General features: G+C 67.4%; 21 protein-coding genes. 12 read left to right on the top strand and 9 right to left on the bottom strand.

The annotated features are described in order from the left end of the window. Positions 1 to 19 precede the first annotated feature (19 nt). The 3 genes from ABD210_RS22855 (at position 20) to ABD210_RS22845 (ending at position 3,386) form a co-directional block, all read left to right on the top strand. Positions 20 to 808 (top strand): SGNH/GDSL hydrolase family protein, encoded by a 789-nt coding sequence (locus tag ABD210_RS22855; protein ID WP_344114003.1) that lies wholly within the window; start codon positions 20 to 22, stop codon positions 806 to 808. Positions 809 to 977: 169 nt separating this feature from the next. Further along, complete coding sequence (locus tag ABD210_RS22850) at positions 978 to 2,084, top strand: winged helix DNA-binding domain-containing protein (protein WP_344114002.1); 1,107 nt, start codon at positions 978 to 980, stop codon at positions 2,082 to 2,084. 462 nt (positions 2,085 to 2,546) lie between these two features. Further along, the gene (locus ABD210_RS22845; protein WP_344114001.1) at positions 2,547 to 3,386 is read left to right on the top strand and encodes an SRPBCC family protein; all 840 of its coding nucleotides are present in this window, start codon (positions 2,547 to 2,549) and stop codon (positions 3,384 to 3,386) included. Positions 3,387 to 3,541: 155 nt separating this feature from the next. Here ABD210_RS22845 and ABD210_RS22840 read toward each other — a convergent pair whose 3' ends face one another. Then, on the bottom strand, positions 3,542 to 3,715 hold the full coding sequence (locus ABD210_RS22840; RefSeq protein ID WP_344114149.1) for a hypothetical protein: 174 nt from the start codon (positions 3,713 to 3,715) through the stop codon (positions 3,542 to 3,544). A gap of 1 nt (position 3,716) precedes the next feature. Here ABD210_RS22840 and ABD210_RS22835 point away from each other — a divergent pair, with 1 nt between their 5' ends. The 3 genes from ABD210_RS22835 (at position 3,717) to ABD210_RS22825 (ending at position 5,322) form a co-directional block, all read left to right on the top strand. Continuing rightward, positions 3,717 to 3,908, top strand: a complete 192-nt coding sequence (locus ABD210_RS22835) for an SDR family oxidoreductase (protein ID WP_344113999.1) — start codon at positions 3,717 to 3,719, stop codon at positions 3,906 to 3,908. Positions 3,909 to 3,957: 49 nt separating this feature from the next. Continuing rightward, entirely contained in the window at positions 3,958 to 4,992 is a 1,035-nt protein-coding gene (locus tag ABD210_RS22830) for a LacI family DNA-binding transcriptional regulator (protein WP_344113997.1), read from the top strand. Between the two features lie 159 nt (positions 4,993 to 5,151). Next, a complete protein-coding gene (locus ABD210_RS22825; RefSeq protein WP_344113996.1) occupies positions 5,152 to 5,322 on the top strand; it encodes a hypothetical protein in 171 nt (56 codons plus the stop codon). A gap of 528 nt (positions 5,323 to 5,850) precedes the next feature. Here ABD210_RS22825 and ABD210_RS22820 read toward each other — a convergent pair. Both ABD210_RS22820 and ABD210_RS22815 read right to left on the bottom strand, forming a co-directional pair. After that, positions 5,851 to 6,192 (bottom strand): YciI family protein, encoded by a 342-nt coding sequence (locus ABD210_RS22820; protein ID WP_344114140.1) that lies wholly within the window; start codon positions 6,190 to 6,192, stop codon positions 5,851 to 5,853. A 118-nt stretch (positions 6,193 to 6,310) separates the two neighbouring features. Then, complete coding sequence (locus tag ABD210_RS22815) at positions 6,311 to 6,769, bottom strand: carboxymuconolactone decarboxylase family protein (RefSeq protein WP_344113995.1); 459 nt, start codon at positions 6,767 to 6,769, stop codon at positions 6,311 to 6,313. 103 nt (positions 6,770 to 6,872) lie between these two features. On the opposite strand from ABD210_RS22815, the gene ABD210_RS22810 reads away from it, so the two are divergent. Together ABD210_RS22810 and ABD210_RS22805 are read left to right on the top strand one after the other, a co-directional pair. Further along, positions 6,873 to 8,210, top strand: a complete 1,338-nt coding sequence (locus tag ABD210_RS22810) for a hypothetical protein (RefSeq protein WP_344113994.1) — start codon at positions 6,873 to 6,875, stop codon at positions 8,208 to 8,210. Positions 8,211 to 8,588: 378 nt separating this feature from the next. After that, complete coding sequence (locus ABD210_RS22805; protein ID WP_344113993.1) at positions 8,589 to 9,380, top strand: putative protein N(5)-glutamine methyltransferase; 792 nt, start codon at positions 8,589 to 8,591, stop codon at positions 9,378 to 9,380. A 60-nt stretch (positions 9,381 to 9,440) separates the two neighbouring features. Here ABD210_RS22805 and ABD210_RS22800 read toward each other — a convergent pair whose 3' ends face one another. The 6 genes from ABD210_RS22800 to ABD210_RS22775 all read right to left on the bottom strand — a co-directional run bounded on the left by ABD210_RS22800 (position 9,441) and on the right by ABD210_RS22775 (position 15,513). Then, entirely contained in the window at positions 9,441 to 10,670 is a 1,230-nt protein-coding gene (locus tag ABD210_RS22800; protein ID WP_344113992.1) for an epoxide hydrolase family protein, read from the bottom strand. 13 nt (positions 10,671 to 10,683) lie between these two features. Continuing rightward, positions 10,684 to 11,136, bottom strand: a complete 453-nt coding sequence (locus ABD210_RS22795) for a MarR family winged helix-turn-helix transcriptional regulator (RefSeq protein WP_344113991.1) — start codon at positions 11,134 to 11,136, stop codon at positions 10,684 to 10,686. A gap of 158 nt (positions 11,137 to 11,294) precedes the next feature. After that, on the bottom strand, positions 11,295 to 13,280 hold the full coding sequence (locus tag ABD210_RS22790) for a GTP-binding protein (RefSeq protein ID WP_344113990.1): 1,986 nt from the start codon (positions 13,278 to 13,280) through the stop codon (positions 11,295 to 11,297). 159 nt (positions 13,281 to 13,439) lie between these two features. Next, complete coding sequence (locus ABD210_RS22785; protein WP_344113989.1) at positions 13,440 to 13,718, bottom strand: amino acid kinase family protein; 279 nt, start codon at positions 13,716 to 13,718, stop codon at positions 13,440 to 13,442. A 131-nt stretch (positions 13,719 to 13,849) separates the two neighbouring features. Beyond that, the gene (locus tag ABD210_RS22780) at positions 13,850 to 14,488 is read right to left on the bottom strand and encodes a maleylpyruvate isomerase N-terminal domain-containing protein (RefSeq protein WP_344113987.1); all 639 of its coding nucleotides are present in this window, start codon (positions 14,486 to 14,488) and stop codon (positions 13,850 to 13,852) included. A gap of 62 nt (positions 14,489 to 14,550) precedes the next feature. Continuing rightward, a complete protein-coding gene (locus ABD210_RS22775; RefSeq protein ID WP_344113986.1) occupies positions 14,551 to 15,513 on the bottom strand; it encodes a tyrosine-type recombinase/integrase in 963 nt (320 codons plus the stop codon). 178 nt (positions 15,514 to 15,691) lie between these two features. Between ABD210_RS22775 and ABD210_RS22770 the strand changes: the two genes are divergently transcribed. From ABD210_RS22770 to ABD210_RS22755, 4 genes are all read left to right on the top strand, one after another. After that, complete coding sequence (locus ABD210_RS22770; protein ID WP_425552709.1) at positions 15,692 to 16,186, top strand: helix-turn-helix transcriptional regulator; 495 nt, start codon at positions 15,692 to 15,694, stop codon at positions 16,184 to 16,186. A gap of 5 nt (positions 16,187 to 16,191) precedes the next feature. Continuing rightward, positions 16,192 to 16,602 (top strand): VOC family protein, encoded by a 411-nt coding sequence (locus ABD210_RS22765; protein WP_344113984.1) that lies wholly within the window; start codon positions 16,192 to 16,194, stop codon positions 16,600 to 16,602. 63 nt (positions 16,603 to 16,665) lie between these two features. Next, positions 16,666 to 17,934 carry an MFS transporter gene (locus tag ABD210_RS22760; RefSeq protein ID WP_344113983.1) on the top strand — a complete coding sequence of 423 codons (1,269 nt, stop codon included), beginning with the start codon at positions 16,666 to 16,668 and terminating at the stop codon, positions 17,932 to 17,934. Between the two features lie 43 nt (positions 17,935 to 17,977). Beyond that, positions 17,978 to 18,334 (top strand): VOC family protein, encoded by a 357-nt coding sequence (locus tag ABD210_RS22755; RefSeq protein ID WP_344113982.1) that lies wholly within the window; start codon positions 17,978 to 17,980, stop codon positions 18,332 to 18,334. Positions 18,335 to 18,441 lie beyond the last annotated feature (107 nt).

Raw genomic sequence — 18,441 nt, 5'->3', positions numbered from 1 at the left:
TGCAAAGGCGGTCCGCCCCGTGAAACTCATCGCCGGCCTCATCAGCGCAGCAGCAGTCGGTACTGCGCTCCTCGCCACCCCCACCGTCGCGCAAGCGGCGGCGCCGGACTACGTCGCCCTGGGTGACTCGTACGCCTCCGGCGTCGGCACCCGCACCTACACGTCCGAGAGTGGTTCCTGTCAGCGCTCCACTCTGTCCTACCCGTACCTCGACGCCTCCCGGATCGGCGCGCACCTGACCTCGGTCGCGTGCTCCGGCGCCCGGGTCGCCGACGTCACGGCCAACCAGCTCGGCCCGCTGAACAGCGGGATCGAGTTCGTCACCGTCCAGGTCGGCGGCAACGACGCCGGCTTCTCTTCGGTGATCACCGAGTGCGCCAAGCCCGCCTGGCTGGGCAACTGCGACAGTGCGATCAACACCGCCCAGGCAACCATCAACAACACCCTGCCGGGTCGGCTGAACGGGCTGTACGCGACCATCCGGAGCCGCGCGACGGTGGCAAAGGTGATCGTGGTCGGCTACCCGCGGCTGTTCAACGGGACCGACTGCAACGCCGGCACCTTCTTCAGCGCCGCCGAAATGACCCGGCTGAACCAGACCGCGGACCTGCTCAACTCGAAGGTCTCGGCGGCAGCGAGCGCGGCAGGCTACACCTTCGTCAACCCCACCTCGGCGTTCATCGGCCACGCGGTCTGCGGCAGCCCGGAGTGGGTCAACGGCCTGTCGAACCCGGTCAGCGAGTCGTACCACCCGAACACCACCGGCCAGCAGGCCTACGCCAATCTGGTGCAGCCAAAACTGGTCTGATTTCGGGCAAAATCGGCTTTCGACATCCTTGCCGACTCACCCGACCTGCGCGGCGCCCTTCTTCGTGGTGTGATGAGGGGTGCCACACAGGTCTGTCCGTTGGCTGCTCGCCGCCAGGGCCCAGGCCAACGGGCTTGATCGTCCGGTGTGCGAGGCCGGCCCCGGAGGGGTGGCCGACGTCGTTCGCCGGACGGCTGGCCTGCAGGGCCAGAGCTGGCGGGGCCTCGCGTACGCCGTCCGGGCACGCTCCACAGCGACCACCTGGTCCGATGTGTCGATCGCCCAGGAACAAGACCGATCAGTTGTCCGCGGTTGGTTCATGCGCGGCACCCTCCAACTGGTCGCCACCGAGGACGCCGGCCGGCTCCTCGGACTCTTCGGTCCGAAGTTCATCAAGGCCACCGAACGCCGGTACGGCGAACTGGGTCTCTCCGCGGATACCCGAGCCAAAGCGGCCGAGCTGATCGAGTCGCACCTGCTGGAGAACGGCCCGACCAACCGCGCCACGATCGGCGATCTCCTGCTGGGGGCCAGGCTCGTCCCCGAGCCGACGGGCCAGGCGGTCTACGCGCTGATCCGGCACGCGGGGTTGCTCGGCCTGATCTGCTACGGCCCGGGCCATGACGCGGATGAAACCTGGGTCGCTGTGCGGGACTGGCTCGGCCAACCGCTGACGCTGGACCCCGACGGTGCCGCGGAAGAGCTAGCCCGGCGGTACCTCACGGCGTACGGGCCTGCCACCGCGAAGGACTTCGCGACCTGGGCCGGTCTTCCGGTGCCGTCGGCCCGCACTGCGGTCAAAGCGGTCGCGAAGGCGGAGGTCATCGTCGAGGGCGAGTCGTTCGCGATGATCGACGATCTGCCGGGCTGCGAGGACCTCAGACTTCTGGGGGAGTTCGACCCCTACCTGCTCGGCTACCAGGACCGCCGGTACGCGCTGGACGACGAGCACCGCAAGCTCATCCACCCCGGCGGCGGGATGCTCCGGCCCGCAGTGGTCCGCGCCGGCCGAGTGATCGGCTCATGGAAACACCGCGGCCCAGAGGTCGACCTCTTCGCCACCCCCGCCGACCTGACACACCACGCCACCCCTGCCGGGGGCGGCATCGCTGGGGACCTGGCCGACCACGCCAACCCTGCCGGGGGCGGCATCGCTGGGGACCTGGCAGACCACGCCGCCCCGGCCGGCCGCGGCGCTGCTGGGGACCTGGCAGACCACGCTAACCCTGCCGATCTGGCCGACGAACTCGAGGATCTGACGCGCTTCCGCGGATAGTCCCTCGGTCTGCCCTCGCCGCATGCTGCCGGCGGATCTACGAGGGCTTACCCCTCCAGATCGTGGGTTGCGCCTCATATTCTCAGCAGGCAACCCGCAATTTGAGGAGGCAACCCCCTTTGTGGGAACGGCCCGTTGTCGGGCTACCCGAGCGAGCGAGGGTTCCCCGGGCTGGAGCAGGGGGGATCCGCCGTCCGTCGGGGTACCCCGTGTTGAGCGGGCGGCGTGTTGGTCGGGCGGTGGTCGGCTGGGAGCACCTCGCTGCTGGCATACCCCTTCGACAGGTGTGTTTCCCTGTGTTTGAGCAAAGGGCGGCCCGTCGTCTGTTGCGCTAACCCGTCCTGCTCATGCCCGTCGTACTCCCCGAAGCCGGAAGCAGTCAGCGGTGCGGGGTGCGGAAAGGGGATGAGTTGGCGATGCCAGAGGTTGATCGTATATGCCTCAGCAGGTATATATGGCTGCATGACTGAGACGCTGACCAGCGAGCACGGGCGGACCGTACTGCGGATGGAGCGCGAGTTGGCGCATCCGCGGGAGAAGGTGTGGCGGGCATTGACCTCGCCGGAGGAGCTGGCCGGCTGGTTCCCGGCCGCGGTGGAGGTGGATCTGCGGCTCGACGGCTCGATCTCGTTCACGTTCCCCAACGGGGAGGATGACTTCAAGGAGGATCCGGACAACAGCGGCGTCGTCCGGGCGTTCGATCCGCCGCGGTTGCTCGAGTACACCTGGGGTGAGGAGTTGCTCCGCTGGGAGTTGACTCCCACGGCTGATGGTTGCCTGCTCGTCCTGACGGCGACGTTCGACGACCGGCCTGCTTCGGCGAGCTTCACCAGTGGTTGGTCGATCTGCTTCGACGCGCTCGACCGGGTGCTCGGTCGGACCGCAGTGCCGGACAAGGATTATGCGGAGCTGCACGAGCACTTCGTCAAGGTGTACGGGCTCGATCAGGGCGTGCTGCTCGACGACGGCGGGATCCGCTTTGAGCGGCAGTTGGTCCGCCCCACGGAGCAGGTCTGGGCGACGCTCGCAGGGCCCGCGGCAGAGGTCGCTGTCGGGGTGCCCCCGCCGGCCGGATTCGTTGCTAAGGGCATCGAACCCGGCCCGGTGGAGACAGTGGTTGCGCCGGTCGACCTGAGCTATCCGTCGCAGCACGGCACGATCACCTGGAAGCTCAGCGACGGCAACGGGGGAGCACGTCTCGTCGTCACCCAGACCGGCCCGGCCGAGGAATTTCTCCCGGCCTGGCGCGACCTGATCGAGTCGCTGGCGACCGACCTGGTCGAGCAACCGCAGCCGAGCTGATGGATCCGCCGCCGCCCACCAAACCGCCAGCGGCTCATCGCCGAGGACGCAAGCGCATACGCCCGCACACCATGGTTCGACCGCAGGCGCGAAACACCCGTCGTACCGGGGGCGCGGACTGGTGACGCCAGCCCGCGCCCACCGGCGGGCTGTGGTTATTCGGCGGCGACGTACTGGCGGAGGTGTTCGGCGGTGACGGAGGCGCTGTTTTCGACGAGGTCGGCGCGGATGCCGGTGAAGACGACCTGGCCGTCGTCGTGGCCGGCGCCCGGGCCGAGGTCGATCAGCCAGTCCGCGTGGGTCATCACCGCCTGGTGGTGTTCGATCACGATGGCCCACGCGGTCCTGGACGGCGTCGAGGGACAACTACCGGCGGAAAACGTTGCTCGGGGCAACCTTGACCAGCGGGAAGGAACCGCTGCCGACATCGCCGAGGCGGTCTGGTTCCTCGCGTCGCCCGCCGCTCCGCACATCACAGCCCGGGTCCTGCACGTGAACGGCGGCGCGCTCGCTACGCGCTGAAAACCTGGGCATCGGCCCGCGACCCGCGATTCTCGGTGAGAATGGGCCCATGCGTGCCACCGTCAAGGACGTCGCCAAGCTGGCGGGGGTGTCCCCGAAGACGGTGTCGAACGTCATCAATGGGGTCGTCTTCGTCCGGCCGGAGACCCGCGCCCGGGTCGAGCAGGCGCTGAGCGAGCTCGACTACGTCCCCAACATGAGCGCGCGCGGGCTGCGCAACGGCCGCTCGGGGATGATCGGCCTGGCGCTGCCCGACCTGCTCCGACCGTACTCGGCGGAGGTCACCCATCTCGTCGTCGAACTGGCCCATCAGCGCGGCTGGGGAGTGCAGATCCAGCAGACCGCCGCCGAACCACAGCGCGAGTTCGACCTGCTGTCGAAGGCGCGCGCTCACTTGGTCGACGGGCTGATCCTCAACCCGATCAACCTCGACGACAGCGCCGTGATGACCGCCGGCCCGCTGCCACCGGTCGTCCTGGTCGGCGACGTCGAGCAGGACGTGGTGAGCCAGGTGACCATCGACAACGTCGCTGCAGCCCGCGACCTGACCCAGCACCTGCTCGACCAGGGCTTCCGCCGCATCGCTGCGGTCGGTACGCCGGAGCCCGCGAGTCGCAAGGTCGGCGGATCCACCGACGCTCCCGGCACTGCGGCTGCACGTCTTCGCACCGACGGGTATCACGAGGCTCTCGAGGCCGCGGGGATCCCGCCGGATCCCGAGCTCGAGATCGCGTTGGACAGTTGGAGCCCGGAAGGCGCGGCCGCGGCGACCGGGCGATTCCTGGAAGGTCACGAACCGCCCGACGCCTTCTTCTGTTTCACCGACACGATCGCGATCGGGACCCTGTCGGCACTCTGGACGGCAGGCGTCGCAGTACCCGGCACGAGTGCGGTCGCGGGGTTCGACAACATCCTCGAGAGCCGGTTCGTGGTGCCGCCGCTGACGACGGTCGACTTCGACCGGCGCGAGTTCGTCCAGTCGGCGCTGGACCTGCTGGCCGAGCGGATGGGCGGCAACGACGCGAAGCCGCGCCGGGTCGTCGTCCCGCACCGGATCATCCCGCGCGCCAGCACGGCGCGATAATCGGCTCACCTCGGCGGCGATCACGCTGATCAAGGTGGCCGGTCGACACGTATTGGGGGCCATTCTGCCGCAAGCGTTTGCTCCAGCGATGGTGCTGATCCTCAAGGGTTTCTTCGACCAGATTCCGGTCGCGCAGGTGGGCTCCAGGATGCGAAGAGCATGGTTTCCGCGATCCTCGCCGCGCTGCGGCTGGTCGTCGTTTTCCTCTTCTTCCAAAGGCAAATCATCAAGGAAATGCCACCTATGGTTTCGGTGGGCAGTAGCCGGGTGGACAATAGTTCCGGCAGGCGGGATTCAGGTGACGATCCCTTGAAATCATCGTCACTCTGAGCAAGGCTGCCGTGATCACGTCTGGGCCGTGAGGAGCCCAGGGTGATGGCAACTGTTGCGCAGTGCTGCGCAGGTGAGGACTGTTGCGCGGCGCTGACAGTTGCGTTTTGTCAACTGTTGCCCGGGGGAGAGAGAAGGGGGAACTGTGTCAGTGATGAAGCAGCTCGCCGAGCAGTGCCGTGGTGTGAGGAGTCACGGCACGACGAAACTCGGTCGGGCTTCGATCCAACCTGCGGTCTGTACCGGCATCCACGAGGTGAGCTCGTCGATCCCGTCCGGTGCACCGCGACGTGTGGCGATGCTGAGGTTGAGCAATGGCCTCACCACCACACTGCGTCTGCCCGCGGGCACGAATGTGCCCGAGCGCGGCGCCACTGTGCTCGTCCAGGGTGGCCGGGGCATGGGCGATCAGCCCGCCTCAGGTGGGGTCACCCTAGCGCCGAGCCACCCCAGCTGAACGACGGCTGAGTCAGTGGCTTGCCGGTCTCAGGTCAACGCCGAGCTGAGACCGGCAAGCCCCTGGAACGGTCACTCGTCGAAGGGTGCCGTCAGGGCGCGGACCTCGATCGGGGAGTAGCGCGCCTCCGGCAGCCTGGCGGCCAGCTCGGTCGCCCGCTCGAGGCTGCACTCGAGCAGGTAGTAGCCCGCGAGCACTTCCTTGGACTCGGTGAACGGACCGTCCGTCACGGCCGGCACGCCGTCTTGAACCTGGACGATCCGCGCGTTGTCGGTGGTGAGGCCGTCCGCCGCCAGCAGCTCGCCGGCCGCCCTGGTCTCCGCGAGCACGGCCCGGTGCTTGTCATACACCGACTCGATCCCCTCGGCATCCAGGGAATCCCAGGTCTGGTCGTTCCCGTAGATCAGCAACATGTACTTCACGCCGTCTCCTTCGTCGACTCGTTCAGCTGCGACGTCGGAGCGGCCCACGTCACCTCGACATGATCTCCTCTGGGCAGCTCAGGCAACCTGTCGAGGTGACGCGCGGTGCTCAGCCCCAGGTCGCGCCGGCTGGCTCCCGGATAGTGGTGTTGATGCGGTTGAACAGGTTGGTCAGGCTGATCATCAAGATGATCGCGGCCAGCTGCTGCTCGTCGAAATGGTCAGCCACCTCGTCCCAGATCTCGTCCGTCACGGCATCCGGTTTGTCGGCGAGCCGGGTGGCTGCTTCGGTCAGCGTGAGGGCCGCGCGCTCGGCATCGGTGAACAGGTCGGACTCGCGCCACGCGACCACCTGGAACAGCCGCTCGTCGGTCTCGCCATTCTTCTTCGCCGCCCTCACTCCGCTGTCCACACAGGCACTGCACCCGTTGATCTGGCTGGCCCGCAGATGCACGAGCTCAAGCGTCGACGCCGGAACGCCGCCCTTGTGCATCGCCTTGTAGATGTTCTGGATCCCCGTCATCGCGTCGGGCAGGATCATCGCCGGGTTCTTCATCCTCGCGGTCATCGCTAGCTCCGTCTTCCTTGGTCTGTTGGTCTTTATCGCACTGACGGAGCTCGGCGGGCGAATGTGACACAACTTCCAGGCCGGCGGGTGCATCGAGTCTGTTGTGAAGCTACTGATTCGACTCCCGCGCGCGCCGATGCGCAGACTCACCCTGACGACGGGCCTGGCGGCAATTCCGCTGCTGGCTCTGAACCTCCCGGCACAGGCGGCCGGGTCAACCGTGGCCGCCGACCCGGCTCCGACCGGTGTCACGGTGGCCTGGGCCGACGTCGCGCACACGAAGGTCCGCGTGACCTGGAACGAAACTGGCCCCTTGCCGAACGTCATCAACTCCCAGGCGGTGGAGCCGTACAGCTACTACACGCCGGCCGACGGACCCAACCAGCTCGACATTCCCGCCAACGAGCTAGGCGGTCACCCCGCCGTCCGGATCGCCGTGTACGCCGGGACCGAGGCAGGTGGGACGACGAGCCCGGCCGGGCTGTCCACCGAGTTCGACACGTTGCTCGCGCCCGCGGCGGTGTTCGACAGCATCGCGCCGGTCGCGCCGGACAAGTTCACGGTGAAGTGGCATCCGGACAAGCCGGTCGACGACCCGAACCCCGGTGACAAGCTGGACCTGCCGGGGGCGATCCCGCAGTACGAGGTGCTGGCCAACTACGGGAACTTCAACCAGTACGACCCGGTGACACCGCAGAGCCCGGCAACGCAGGGGACCTTCAAGCAGCTGACCGCGCCGGCATTCCGGTTCTATGTCCGCACCTACAACGAATGGGGCTTCGCCTATTCAGACGTCCGGCGCATCGACTTCGAGAAAATGGTGGGCCTGTCGATTCCGTCCGCGGTGGACTACGGCAAGCCGGCCACCATCCGGGGCGGGCTCGAGCGTTGGCAGCAGGCGTGCGACCCCGGACCGTGCTGGTCGATGCCATGGTCCGATGCGCAGCGGACAGTGGTGCTCCAGGCACGCACTAATGCATCCTCGCCCTGGTACGTCGTCGGCAGCACCCGCACTGACTCGAAGGGGGCGTTCAGCATCGCGCCGACGACGCTGGGAACCCGCCAGTACCGCGTCGTCGTACCGGATCTGTACAACCAGATCGGCTTCGGCTTCGGTGTCGCCAGTGGCGCCGTGACCACGTTGGCCAAGCCACAGGTGAGTGGACGCTTCCTGGACCCGACGGTGAAGTACGGGCAGAAGGTAACGGCGCAGGTGTCGATCGCACCGCCGGCCAACGTCCGGTCAACCCTGCAGCGCTGGGACGGCAAGGCGTGGCGCGACCTGAAGTGGGTGAACCTCACCAAGGGCGTCGGGAACTACACCTTCACGGCGACACAGCGAGGCCGGTATGCATACCGCTTCCTCATCCCGGCGTTCACCTACGCAAGACGTCCTCTGACCTGGCAGGTCTCGGCGAACTTTGTCCTCACCACCAGCTGACCCGCTGCCTGCTGCGCCGCCTCCAGGTCTATCTGGAGGCGGTGCAGACATCGCCGAGGTCTACACCGACGATGCCCCGGGCGTGCGACCCTACGCGATCGACCCCGCCTCGGCAGCCCGGCTCTGGACCGTGTCCGCCGAACTCACCGGCGTGAACGCCTTCGCGTAAGCGGATTCGACAACCGGATGAGCGCGCTGAGTGCGGTGAGGTGTTCGGAGCGGTCGAGTAAGGTTTGGCGTGAGCCGGTGGTTGGCCGGGTTGGGACTACTCGAGGAGGTGGGACCGATCATCGCCAGATCAGGTCGGGCGTTCCCACCTCCGATCGGCTGACGGGATCAGCCGCGGGAGCGCTCTCGGCTAGTTCTCGAAAGGCGCCTGTGTCACTTCTCGAACCCGCTGTCATCGTCACCACCCTCCGCGCCGCCGGCTGCGTCTTCGCCGAGGACGAAGCAGCCCTGCTCATCTCCACTGCCCGCGACGACGCCGAACTCGCCCAGCTGGTCGATCAGCGGGTCAATGGACTTCCGCTCGAACACGTTCTCGGCTGGGCGCAGTTCCGCGGCCTGCGCATCGAGGTTGATCCGGGCGTTTTCGTGCCCCGGCGGCGTACGGAGTTCCTGGTGGCCGAGGCGATCGCGCTCAGCCGGCCGGGCGCCGTAGTACTGGATCTTTGCTGTGGTTCGGGCGCGTTGGGGGTTGCTGTCGCGTCTGCTCAACGCGATGTCGACTTGTACGCGGCTGACGTCGAGCCGCGGGCGGTTCGCTGTGCCCGGCGGAACGTGTTGCCGCTGGGTGGGCAGGTCTTCGAGGGTGATCTGTTCGAGCCGTTGCCTGCTGCCTTGAAGGGGCGGGTCGACATCCTGCTCTCGAATGTTCCCTATGTGCCGTCAGCCGAAATCAAGCTGCTGCCGGCGGAGGCGCGACTGCACGAGCCGCTGGTGACTCTCGACGGTGGTGACGACGGGCTGGCCCTCCTGCGGCGGGTGGCTGCCGAGTGCCGCGGCTGGTTGGCCCCGGGCGGCCGCGTCTTCGTCGAAACCAGCGAGCAGCAGGCCGTCGCGGCCGTGGAGGTCTTCACGCAGAACGGCCTCGATGCGCGGGTAACCCGGGACGACGACCTCTTCGCAACCGTGGTCGTTGCCACTACCCCTCATCCTGGACCTGCCTGATCGCTCCAACCCGGCGGATCAACCTGACGAACAGCCCTGTCGTTCAGCGGCTGCCCGTGGTCACCGTCGTTCGTGGAAGGTGCGCCGAAGGTCTTCGGCCCACTCGTCCGGGATCTCCCACGGGATGAAGTGCCCGCCGTGGTCGTGTGCGGTGATGTTGACATGGTTGTACCAGGCAGCGCGGTCGCCCTCGACGAAGTTCCGCACGCGCTGTTCGTTCGTCGACACGCCGGGCGGATTCTCATAGCCGACGAAGGTGATGCCCGTCGGTGCTTCGATCACCGGCCAACGGTCGTGCGAGGGCGTCCACGGGTAGCGGTTGTTGTTCGCGTAGGTACGGATCGAGGTGTCGATCGCGTTGCCCGCCCAGTAGATCGTCGCGTGGATCAGGAGATCGTCCTTGCTGAACACGGTCTCGACGTCGCCGCCGTTGTCGGACCAGTTCGTCCAACGTTCCAGCATCCAGGCGAGCATGCCGACGGGGGAGTCGGCCAGCCCGTAGGCGAGGGTGCTCGGATCGAGGACCTGTGCCGCGAGGTGGACGGCGAACCGCTTCTCGAGTTGGACGATGCGGGCATGAATGTCAGCCGGCAGGCCCGCCGGAATCGGTCGGCCGCCGCTGAGATCCCAGGCCCGCTCGCCTTCGAACATGGTCAGCTTCAGCGCGGACCCGATATGGATCGCGTAGAGCGCGTCGGCGTACTTGTGTCCGAGCTGCCCCGTGACCAGCGCGCCGACGTCGCAACCTCCGGCGGCGTACTTCCCGTACCCCAGGACATCGGTCATCAGCTCGTGCCAGACGTCGGCGATCTTCCAGAAGTTCATGTCCGGCTGATCGGGCAGGGGTGTCGAGAATCCGAAGCCAGGCAGCGACGGCACGATCACGTCGAAAGCGTCTGCCGGATCGGCTCCGAAGGCGCCCGGGTCGGCGAGCTGGTCGACGACCTTGGACCAGTGCCAGAACGTCCACGGCCAACCGTGACTGAGGATCAGCGGGATCGGGTTCGGCCCGACGCCCGGCTTACGCATGAAGTGAACCGGTACGCCACCGACGTCGACGCGGTAGTGCTCGTAGGCGTTGATCGCCTTCTCGGCGGAGCGCCAGTCGAAGCCGTCTGCCCAGTAGGCGACGAGCTCTTGCAGATACGAGCGGCGCACACCGTAGTACCCGTCATCGTTGCCGGCATCCAGCGGCCACTTGGTCGCAATCAGCCTGCGGCGCAGGTCCTCGAGCACCTCGTCAGACACGTGAAGCGGCGTCGGCTCGAGCGGGAACGGCTGTGTCGACATGGAACCCATCCTCCTAGTCGTCAAGTTCGGCTTCGATAGCGACCAGCCGGCCCAGGACGCGCGCAGTACCCGCGAGCACTTCACGCTCCTCATCGTTCAGCTGGTCCACAAGACGCGACAGGTTCGCGACCCGGTCCGCGTGACGGGAGCGGACAATGTGTTTGCCCTCTCGGGTCAGAGACAGCAGCACTGCGCGTCCGTCGTGTGGGTCAGGACGCCGTGAGACCAGGCCGTCCTGCTCGAGCTTCGCGACCAGGCTTGTCAGTGCGGGCTGCTTCAGTTGCTCCGTTGCCGTCAGCTCAGTCAGGCGCAGCGGCCCCTTCCGCGCCAGGGTGTGCAGCACGGACAAGGCCGAGAAGTTCAGTCTCCGCACCGAGGGAAGCCGGATGAAGATCGTGTTGAAGTCCTCGATCGCAGTGGTCAGCTCGTCGAGGTCCAGCTCGCGATCCGCGGGTGAAGGAGCCATCGGGGCACTATATCAATCTTCGATGTAATGCTGCGTCCCGGTCGTGACCGTCGAGCTGGTTAGGCTGAGCGGATGTGACCCGCCGGCCGCGGACGGAGTACGAGGTCCAGCGCAGGCGCACTCTGTGGGGCGCAGTCCTGGGACCGCACCCCACAAAGTCAGACCCGGCGGAGGACATGGAGTAGGTAGTCGCGGCGGTTGAGGGGGTCGTTGTCTGTGCGGGCACGGTTGGGGATCGCCGCGGTGACTGGCTGGTACCGCTCGAACGCCGACTCCAGGACGCCCTCGCCGCGAGACAACGCGGGCACCTGCTGCTCCAGTTTGTAGACGGCGGCTGCGGGAATCTCGCCTTCCAGCACAGACGTTGTGGCGCCTAGTGCCGGTACCTGCGGGATCGCCCGAAGCCGCGCCAGTACTGCGAGCACGGCGCGCGTCGTGTCCGTCGGGATCTCCAACTGGAACCGGTGCATCGGCTCGTACACCGTCGTCCCGGCTTGCTGGAGCGCCGCGATCAGAACCAGCGGCGTGAGGTTGCGGAAGTCCCCGGCCGTGCTCGACATGCTCTTGTCGAAGACAGCATGCGCGTGGCTCTGCCGCGCCGAGTAGCCCGAGTGCGTCATCACCACTGAGCAGTCCGGGAGCTGCCAACCGTGCAGACCTTGCTGCAGGGTCTCCCGGACGGTCTCCTCGACGGCCTTGATGAACGCGTACGGCATCGATCCGAGTTCGACTTCGAGCTGGAACGTCACGCCGCTGTTCACCGGTGCCGGTTCGACCCGCAGACCGATGGTGGCCAGGAACGGGTTCGGGTCCACCTTGTTGTACTCGACCGCCGCGCCGGTGCCGTTCAGCCGCTCGATGCAGATGGTCGTCGTCTCCCGGAAGGTGACGTCGATACCGAACTCGGTCGCCAGCGTGGTCTGGATGACCTCCTTCTGCACCTCGCCGTACAGCGAGACGAACGTCTCCTGCCGGAGGTCGTCCTGCCGGAGATTGATCAGCGGATCCTGCTCGGCCAGCTGGGAGAGCGCGACCTGGAGGTTGCCCTTGTCCGACGGGCGGACCGGCGAGATCACCGTTTCGAGCGTCGGGGGAGCGAAGAGACCGCTCTCTGACGTTTCCGCGGAGAGCCCGAGCCCGTCGCCGATCTGGATGTCGCCGAGCCCCCAGAGCTTCCCGATCTGGCCGGCCGTCACCTCGGCGCGAGTCAAGGTCGAGCCGCTGTCGAACACGCTGATCGCGGTGACCTTCGCCTCCTTGTCGCCGCCGAACCGCAGCCGGTCGCGGGTCCGGATCGCGCCCGAGTACAGCCGCACGAACGCGATCTTCTCGCCGGCCGGGCCCCGCTCCACCTTGAACACCGACCCCGACACCGGACCGTCGGTATCACCCTCGGCGGCCGGCAACAGCTCCCGGATCCCCGCGATCAGGTCGTCGGTCCCGGCCCCGGTGATCGCCGAACCGAAGTACACCGGATGCACCAGGGCCCGTTGCGTCTGCTCGGCCAGCCGGGTCCGCAGAGCGTCGTACGAGAGCGCTTTCTCGTTCTCTACATACGTCGCCAACAACTGGTCGTCGTGCTCGGCGAGCAGATCGATCATGGCGAAGGTGAAACCGGCCTCGTGACACGTGTACGGCGTGAACGCGGCGTCGCGCGTCCCCAGTCCGGAGGTCGAACCCATCGGCAGGATCGCGGGCGACAACTTGTCGCCGATGCTGTCGAGCAACGGCCCGTACTGCGCGCCGCCGCGATCGAGCTTGTTCACGAAGATCAGCGTCGGGATCTTCAGCCGCTGCAGGGTGCGCATCAGCACGCGCGTCTGCGCCTGAACGCCTTCGACCGCCGAGATGACCAGCACAGCGCCATCGAGCACGCTCAGCGCCCGTTCCACCTCGGCGATGAAGTCCGGGTGGCCGGGAGTATCGATCAGGTTGACGCTGATGTCGTCGACGGCGAAGGAAACGACCGCGGATTTGATCGTGATGCCGCGTTGCCGTTCCAGCGCCAACGAGTCGGTCTGCGTATTGCCGTCGTCGACGCTGCCGACCTCGTCGATGACCCCGGCGGCGTAGAGCAGCCGCTCGGTCAGACTGGTTTTACCGGCGTCTACATGCGCCAGGATTCCTAGGTTCAGAATTCTCACTGAGCTTCATGTCCCTTGAAGAGGAGTCACTGCCTTTCTGGGTGGACATGAAGTGGGGTCGCATGACTGCGCTCCTTTTGAGAATTTGACCTGGCAGCGCGGACCCGCCGGAGCAGGCTCGCGCCACGAGTAGACCAAGCCGACAAACTCCCCGGCAACCTATTTTTCCCGCGCGCAGCTGATCACTGTGCCGATCGGAGTGCCGGTGCTGATCGCAGCCCCGATGTTGTCGGCCTCGACCCGGTCGATGCCCCAGTCCTCGGCCCGGTTGCCGCGGAACACGTTGCCGCCGCCAACGACGACGGCCACTTGTACGCCGGTGTTGCGCGCGGCGATCACCTCATTGGCCAGATGCGTGAGGCTGTCGCTGTTGAAGCCGAACTGGGCTGATCCAGCGATGGCCTGGCCGGACAACTTGATGACTAGGCGGCGATACATGCGGGTCCTCCCGGTGTCGATGCTGGGTGGTTCAACGGGTGGTCAGGCGGGTGTCCGCTCGGGTGTGCGCCGCCGCGGTACGCGGCGCTCGGTTCGGCGTAGCCGGGGAAGGGAGCTGCTGACGTCGCTGCTCAGAAGGCGGTGATCGTCGTCGGAGCGCGCTCGGCGCGGGAGAGGGCTCGGAGTACGGCGGTCGGGCCGTGGCGGCGTACGGAAAGTCGCGAGAGCAGGTCGACCACGGTCTCGACAGCCCTCGGCGGCAACGCGGGTGTCGCGAGATCGACACTGACGGCCAGGTCGTCGGAGTGAACGGCGAGTTCCATCAGTCGGGTGATCAGCATGTCATCGAGCGTCAGCGCCCACGGCCCCCACAGCGGAATCCGGACCGGCCTGTCTGCCGCCTCCGGCAGATCCAGCCGAAGCTGTGCGATCGCGGCGTCAAGCTCACGCACCAGTACCACGGGACCTCCGGCCGCGAGCTGATCCCCGCCGGACCTGATATGGAGGTTGATCTCCTCGTCCAGTCCGGCGTCGGTCCATTTCACCCGGGCGTAGTGGTCGAGCACCGTGATCGTCTCCTCGCGCGGGACAGGCGCGGCCAGGAGTTCCGGGATCGCGAGCACCTGATACGCAAGGTGACCGGCGAGACCGGCAACGCTGAACTCCGGCAGCGCACTCGACCTGGTCCAGGCGGCGGCGACGGCCGGCTCGCGGAGGAGATCCGCCGCGGATTCTGCCGCGGTCAGGAAATCTCCTCTGATGCCGCTCATAGTCGCCTTCTCTCCACAGTTGGATCGTCGCCCGATCGGCCCACAGTTGGATCGTCGCCCGATCAGCCGCTCGTGTCGATGACCTGGTCGAGGGAACGATACGTGCGATTGCTGGCTGCCGCGGCGCGTTGCTCCCGGCCGGTGGCTTCGATGTAGTTCTGGCTGGTGGTGAGACTGGCGTGGCCGAGCAGGGCCATGATCTCCGAAGCGGTCGCGCCATCCTCGGCCAATCTGGTGGCGAAGGTATGCCGGAGGGCGTGCAGATTGGCCCCGACCGGGACGCGGTCGTGCAGCCCGGCCCAGCGGTAGCAGGACTTCACCAGGTAGTCGAGACCACCTCGGCCGATCGGTCGGCCGGTGCGGTCCAGCAGGAGCTTGGCGGAGCGCCTGAACCGTTTGCCGGGAAAGCGGCGCGCGCAGGACTCGACGTACACCTCGATGATCCTCTCCATGATCGGTTCCACCGGGATCGAACGGTCGCGGCTGCCCTTGCCGTGGATGTGCAGGCGCATCTCTGAGGGCCGGCCGGCCAGCGAATCGGCCGACAGCGCGCGCATCTCGGCGGATCTGAGGCCGGCGACGAGGCCGAGCGCCAGGACGAGGACGTCACGTTCGGGCCAGGGATCACGGGACTTGCGGGTGCCGTCGGCCGCTGCCTTCAGCAACTTCTCCGGGGTGTCCTCACCGCGTAGAGGCTTGGGGGACAGGGGAGGGGTCTTCGGTCTGGCGACCGCTCCCATCGGGTTGCCCGCGAGCAGGCCGTCGGACACGCAGAAGGTGAGGAACTGGTTCCACGTCGACCAGGCGCGCAGTACGGAAGTCTTCGCGTGGTTGTCGGCGAACTCTCCGAATGCGGTGCGCAGAGCGGGTGCGGTCAGGTCGTCGACGTCGAGGGTCTCCGGGTCGCCGGCGAGGAGAGCGGTGATCCCGGCGAGGTCGCGACGATAGGCGTCCGTGGTGTTGGGGGAGTCCTTGCGAGGCCGCCGGGCCGCGAAGAACGCCGACTGGGCAGCGAGAACCTTCATGACCGAACTTCTACCGGAGGGCACCGACACTTCCGGATCACCGCCGGCGGCTGACTCCCGCACATTCATTTGCGTCAGGCAACAACCTTCGCAATTGCTGCATAATGGCAATTATGCATGACAGAACTCCGGTCGGGGTGCCGGTCCGCCCGGGGGACACGGTCCGAGGAGCGCTGAAATGTGGTCCTACCAAACTCCGGCCGAACGTGGCACGATCTTGCAGGTGACCAGCAGACCCGCTGCGGCCCAGCGACTGAGTGACCTCGCCGTGCTGCGCCGCGTCCGCGACCGGATCGATCGGGAGTACGCGCAGCCACTGGACGTCGAGGCGCTCGCCCGCGGCGCGCACATGTCGGCCGGGCACCTCAGCCGGGAGTTCAAGCTCGCCTACGGTGAGTCGCCGTACGGCTACCTGATGACACGGCGCATCGAGCGCGCGATGGCGCTGCTGCGTTGTGGCGAGCTCAGCGTCACCGAGGTCTGCTTCGCGGTCGGTTGCTCGTCGTTGGGCACCTTCAGCACTCGCTTCACCGAGTTGGTCGGGGTGCCGCCCAGCGTCTATCGGCGCCAGGCGGTGCGCGCGACGGCGGGTATGCCGCCGTGCGTGGCGAAACAGGTGACCAGACCGATCAGGAATCGAGAAGCGCCGGCCACCGAGCCGCAGCTAGCGTGACCGCCATGGACATCACCATTCACGCTAGCTACCTTCCGCACAACGACCCGGACGCCTCCCTGGCCTTCTACCGCGACACCCTCGGCTTCGAGGTCCGCAATGACGTCGGATACGCCGGGATGCGGTGGCTGACGGTCGGCCCTGCCGACCAGCCCGACACGTCCATCGTCCTGCACCCGCCGGCCGCTAACCCCGGCATCACCGACGACGAACGTCGCACCATCCTCGAGATGATGGCCAAGGGCAGCTATTTCGCCGTCAACCTGGCCACCAAGGACCTCGACAGCACCTTCGCGAAGCTGGAGGCCAGCGACGCCGAGGTGGTCCAGGAGCCGACCGAGCAGCCGTACGGCGTCCGCGACTGCGCCTTCCGCGATCCCGCGGGCAACATGATCCGGATCCAGGAGCTGCGCTGAGCGGTCAGGCCCGACTGACAGCTGAGACGAGATCTTGAGGTGCATCCTCACGAGCGTCCCTCGGTGCTCCGACGCCTCGTCCCCTCCGCCTACCGACCCGTGCTCGCCAACCGGTCGTTCCGGCGACTGATCCTCGGCTTCGCGGTCTCGTACCTCGGGGACGGGATGAGCTTCGTCGCGGTGGCGTGGCTCGCCATCGAGCTCGCACCGCAGGCGACCGCGGGTCTGTGGGTCGGCGGCGCGGTGGCCGCGTACACGATGCCGGGCGTGGTCGGTGCGCTGGTGTTCGGCCGCCGGCTGCGCCGGGTGTCGGCCAGGCGGCTGCTCCTCGCCGACAACGTGGTGCGCGGTGTGTTTCTCGGCGCTGTACCGATTGCCTGGCTCGCCGGGCTGCTTACGCTGCCGCTGTACCTCGTGCTGCTCGCGGTCTCGTCGCTCCTGCACGCGTGGGGCAGCGCGGGCAAGTACACCCTGCTGGCCGAGCTGCTGCCCGACGAGCAACGGCTCGCCGCGAACACCCTCGTCAGCTCCCTCAACTTCGCTGCCACGATCGGCGGACCCGCGATTGCCGGTGTGCTGGTGACGTACGTCAGCTCCGCGCTCGTGCTCGGTCTGGACGCGCTCACCTACGTGTTCCTCGCCGTGCTCGTCGCACGGATGCGGCTGCCGGAGTCCGGGCACGTCTCCCTGGTCGATCAGACGGCCGCCCGCGGCGGGCTCGAGCTGCTGCGGTCCCATCCCGAGTTGCTCGGGATGCTGACCCTCACCTGGTTCTTCAACGTGCTGTACGGACCCGTCGAGGTCGCGCTGCCGCTCCACGTGACCGAGGACCTGCACGCACCGGGCACCCTGCTCGGCCTGTACTGGATGCTGTTCGGCATCGGCGCGGTGCTCGGCGGGCTCGCGGTCGGCGCGCTGCGGCAGTTGCCGCTCTGGCCGGTGACGGTCGTCATCGTGGTCGGCTGGGGGCTCGCGTTGCTGCCGTTCGAGTTCGACGTTCCGACGGCCGTCACCGTTGCGTGCTTCACGCTTGGCGGCGTGGTCTACGGACAGTTCGTGGCGCTCTCGGTGACGCTGGTGCAGGCGAAGTCGCCACCGCAGCATCTGGCCGCGATGCTGGCAGCCCGCAGCGCGGCGCTGCTCACCGCCTCGCCGCTGGGCACCGCGCTCGGCGGACCGCTCACCAACGCGCTGGGCCCGCGCGCGACGCTCGGCGGCTCAGGAGCCGCCACCGTGGTGCTCGGCGCCGTCGCGTGCGTCCTGCTGCTCGCCCGACGCAGCTCACCGAACCGATCAGGAATCGAGAAGCGCCGGTCGCCGAGCCGCACGTAGCGTGATCGCCATGGACCTCACCACCACGACTTCAGGAGTGACCATGACCGACTCTTCGACCCTGGGAATCAAGACCGTGCTGCACCCCGTTTCCGATCTGGCGAAGGCCAAGGAGGTGTACGCCGCCCTGCTCGGCGTACCGCCGCAGACCGACAGCTCGTACTACGTCGGCTTCGAGGCCGCCGGTCAGCAGATCGGGCTGGTGCCGGCGGGTGGACCGCAGAGCCCGACTTCGCCGGTGGCCTACTGGCACGTGCCGGACATCGAGGCGAAGCTGGCCGAGGTGACCGCTGCCGGTGCCACAGTGAAGGAGCCCGCGCACGACGTCGGTGGCGGCCGCCTGGTGGCCACCGTCACCGACCTCGACGGCAATGTGCTCGGGCTGATCCAGGACCGGTGAGGGCCGACCGCTAAGGAGAACCAGACGTACTGCTCGAAGCTGGTTGAATCGAGGCAGGCAACGCCGAGGGAGACCGCGAAGGGCGGCCCCGCCCGACAAGATGGAGA

This window comes from Kribbella alba (assembly GCF_039529635.1).
GTDB lineage: Bacteria > Actinomycetota > Actinomycetes > Propionibacteriales > Kribbellaceae > Kribbella > Kribbella alba.
The sequence above is the reverse complement of the archived record's forward strand: the minus strand, read 5'-3'. Positions and strand labels throughout refer to the sequence as shown.

Coding starts and splice junctions, on each gene's coding strand:
- ABD210_RS22845 (WP_344114001.1), top strand. CDS start 2,547: ATGACTGAGACGCTGACCAGCGAGCACGGGCGGACCGTACTGCGGATG.
- ABD210_RS22835 (WP_344113999.1), top strand. CDS start 3,717: ATGGCCCACGCGGTCCTGGACGGCGTCGAGGGACAACTACCGGCGGAA.
- ABD210_RS22830 (WP_344113997.1), top strand. CDS start 3,958: ATGCGTGCCACCGTCAAGGACGTCGCCAAGCTGGCGGGGGTGTCCCCG.
- ABD210_RS22825 (WP_344113996.1), top strand. CDS start 5,152: ATGGTTTCCGCGATCCTCGCCGCGCTGCGGCTGGTCGTCGTTTTCCTC.
- ABD210_RS22820 (WP_344114140.1), bottom strand. CDS start 6,192: ATGTTGCTGATCTACGGGAACGACCAGACCTGGGATTCCCTGGATGCC.
- ABD210_RS22815 (WP_344113995.1), bottom strand. CDS start 6,769: ATGACCGCGAGGATGAAGAACCCGGCGATGATCCTGCCCGACGCGATG.
- ABD210_RS22800 (WP_344113992.1), bottom strand. CDS start 10,670: ATGTCGACACAGCCGTTCCCGCTCGAGCCGACGCCGCTTCACGTGTCT.
- ABD210_RS22795 (WP_344113991.1), bottom strand. CDS start 11,136: ATGGCTCCTTCACCCGCGGATCGCGAGCTGGACCTCGACGAGCTGACC.
- ABD210_RS22785 (WP_344113989.1), bottom strand. CDS start 13,718: ATGTATCGCCGCCTAGTCATCAAGTTGTCCGGCCAGGCCATCGCTGGA.
- ABD210_RS22780 (WP_344113987.1), bottom strand. CDS start 14,488: ATGAGCGGCATCAGAGGAGATTTCCTGACCGCGGCAGAATCCGCGGCG.
- ABD210_RS22775 (WP_344113986.1), bottom strand. CDS start 15,513: ATGAAGGTTCTCGCTGCCCAGTCGGCGTTCTTCGCGGCCCGGCGGCCT.
- ABD210_RS22770 (WP_425552709.1), top strand. CDS start 15,692: ATGTGGTCCTACCAAACTCCGGCCGAACGTGGCACGATCTTGCAGGTG.
- ABD210_RS22765 (WP_344113984.1), top strand. CDS start 16,192: ATGGACATCACCATTCACGCTAGCTACCTTCCGCACAACGACCCGGAC.
- ABD210_RS22755 (WP_344113982.1), top strand. CDS start 17,978: ATGACCGACTCTTCGACCCTGGGAATCAAGACCGTGCTGCACCCCGTT.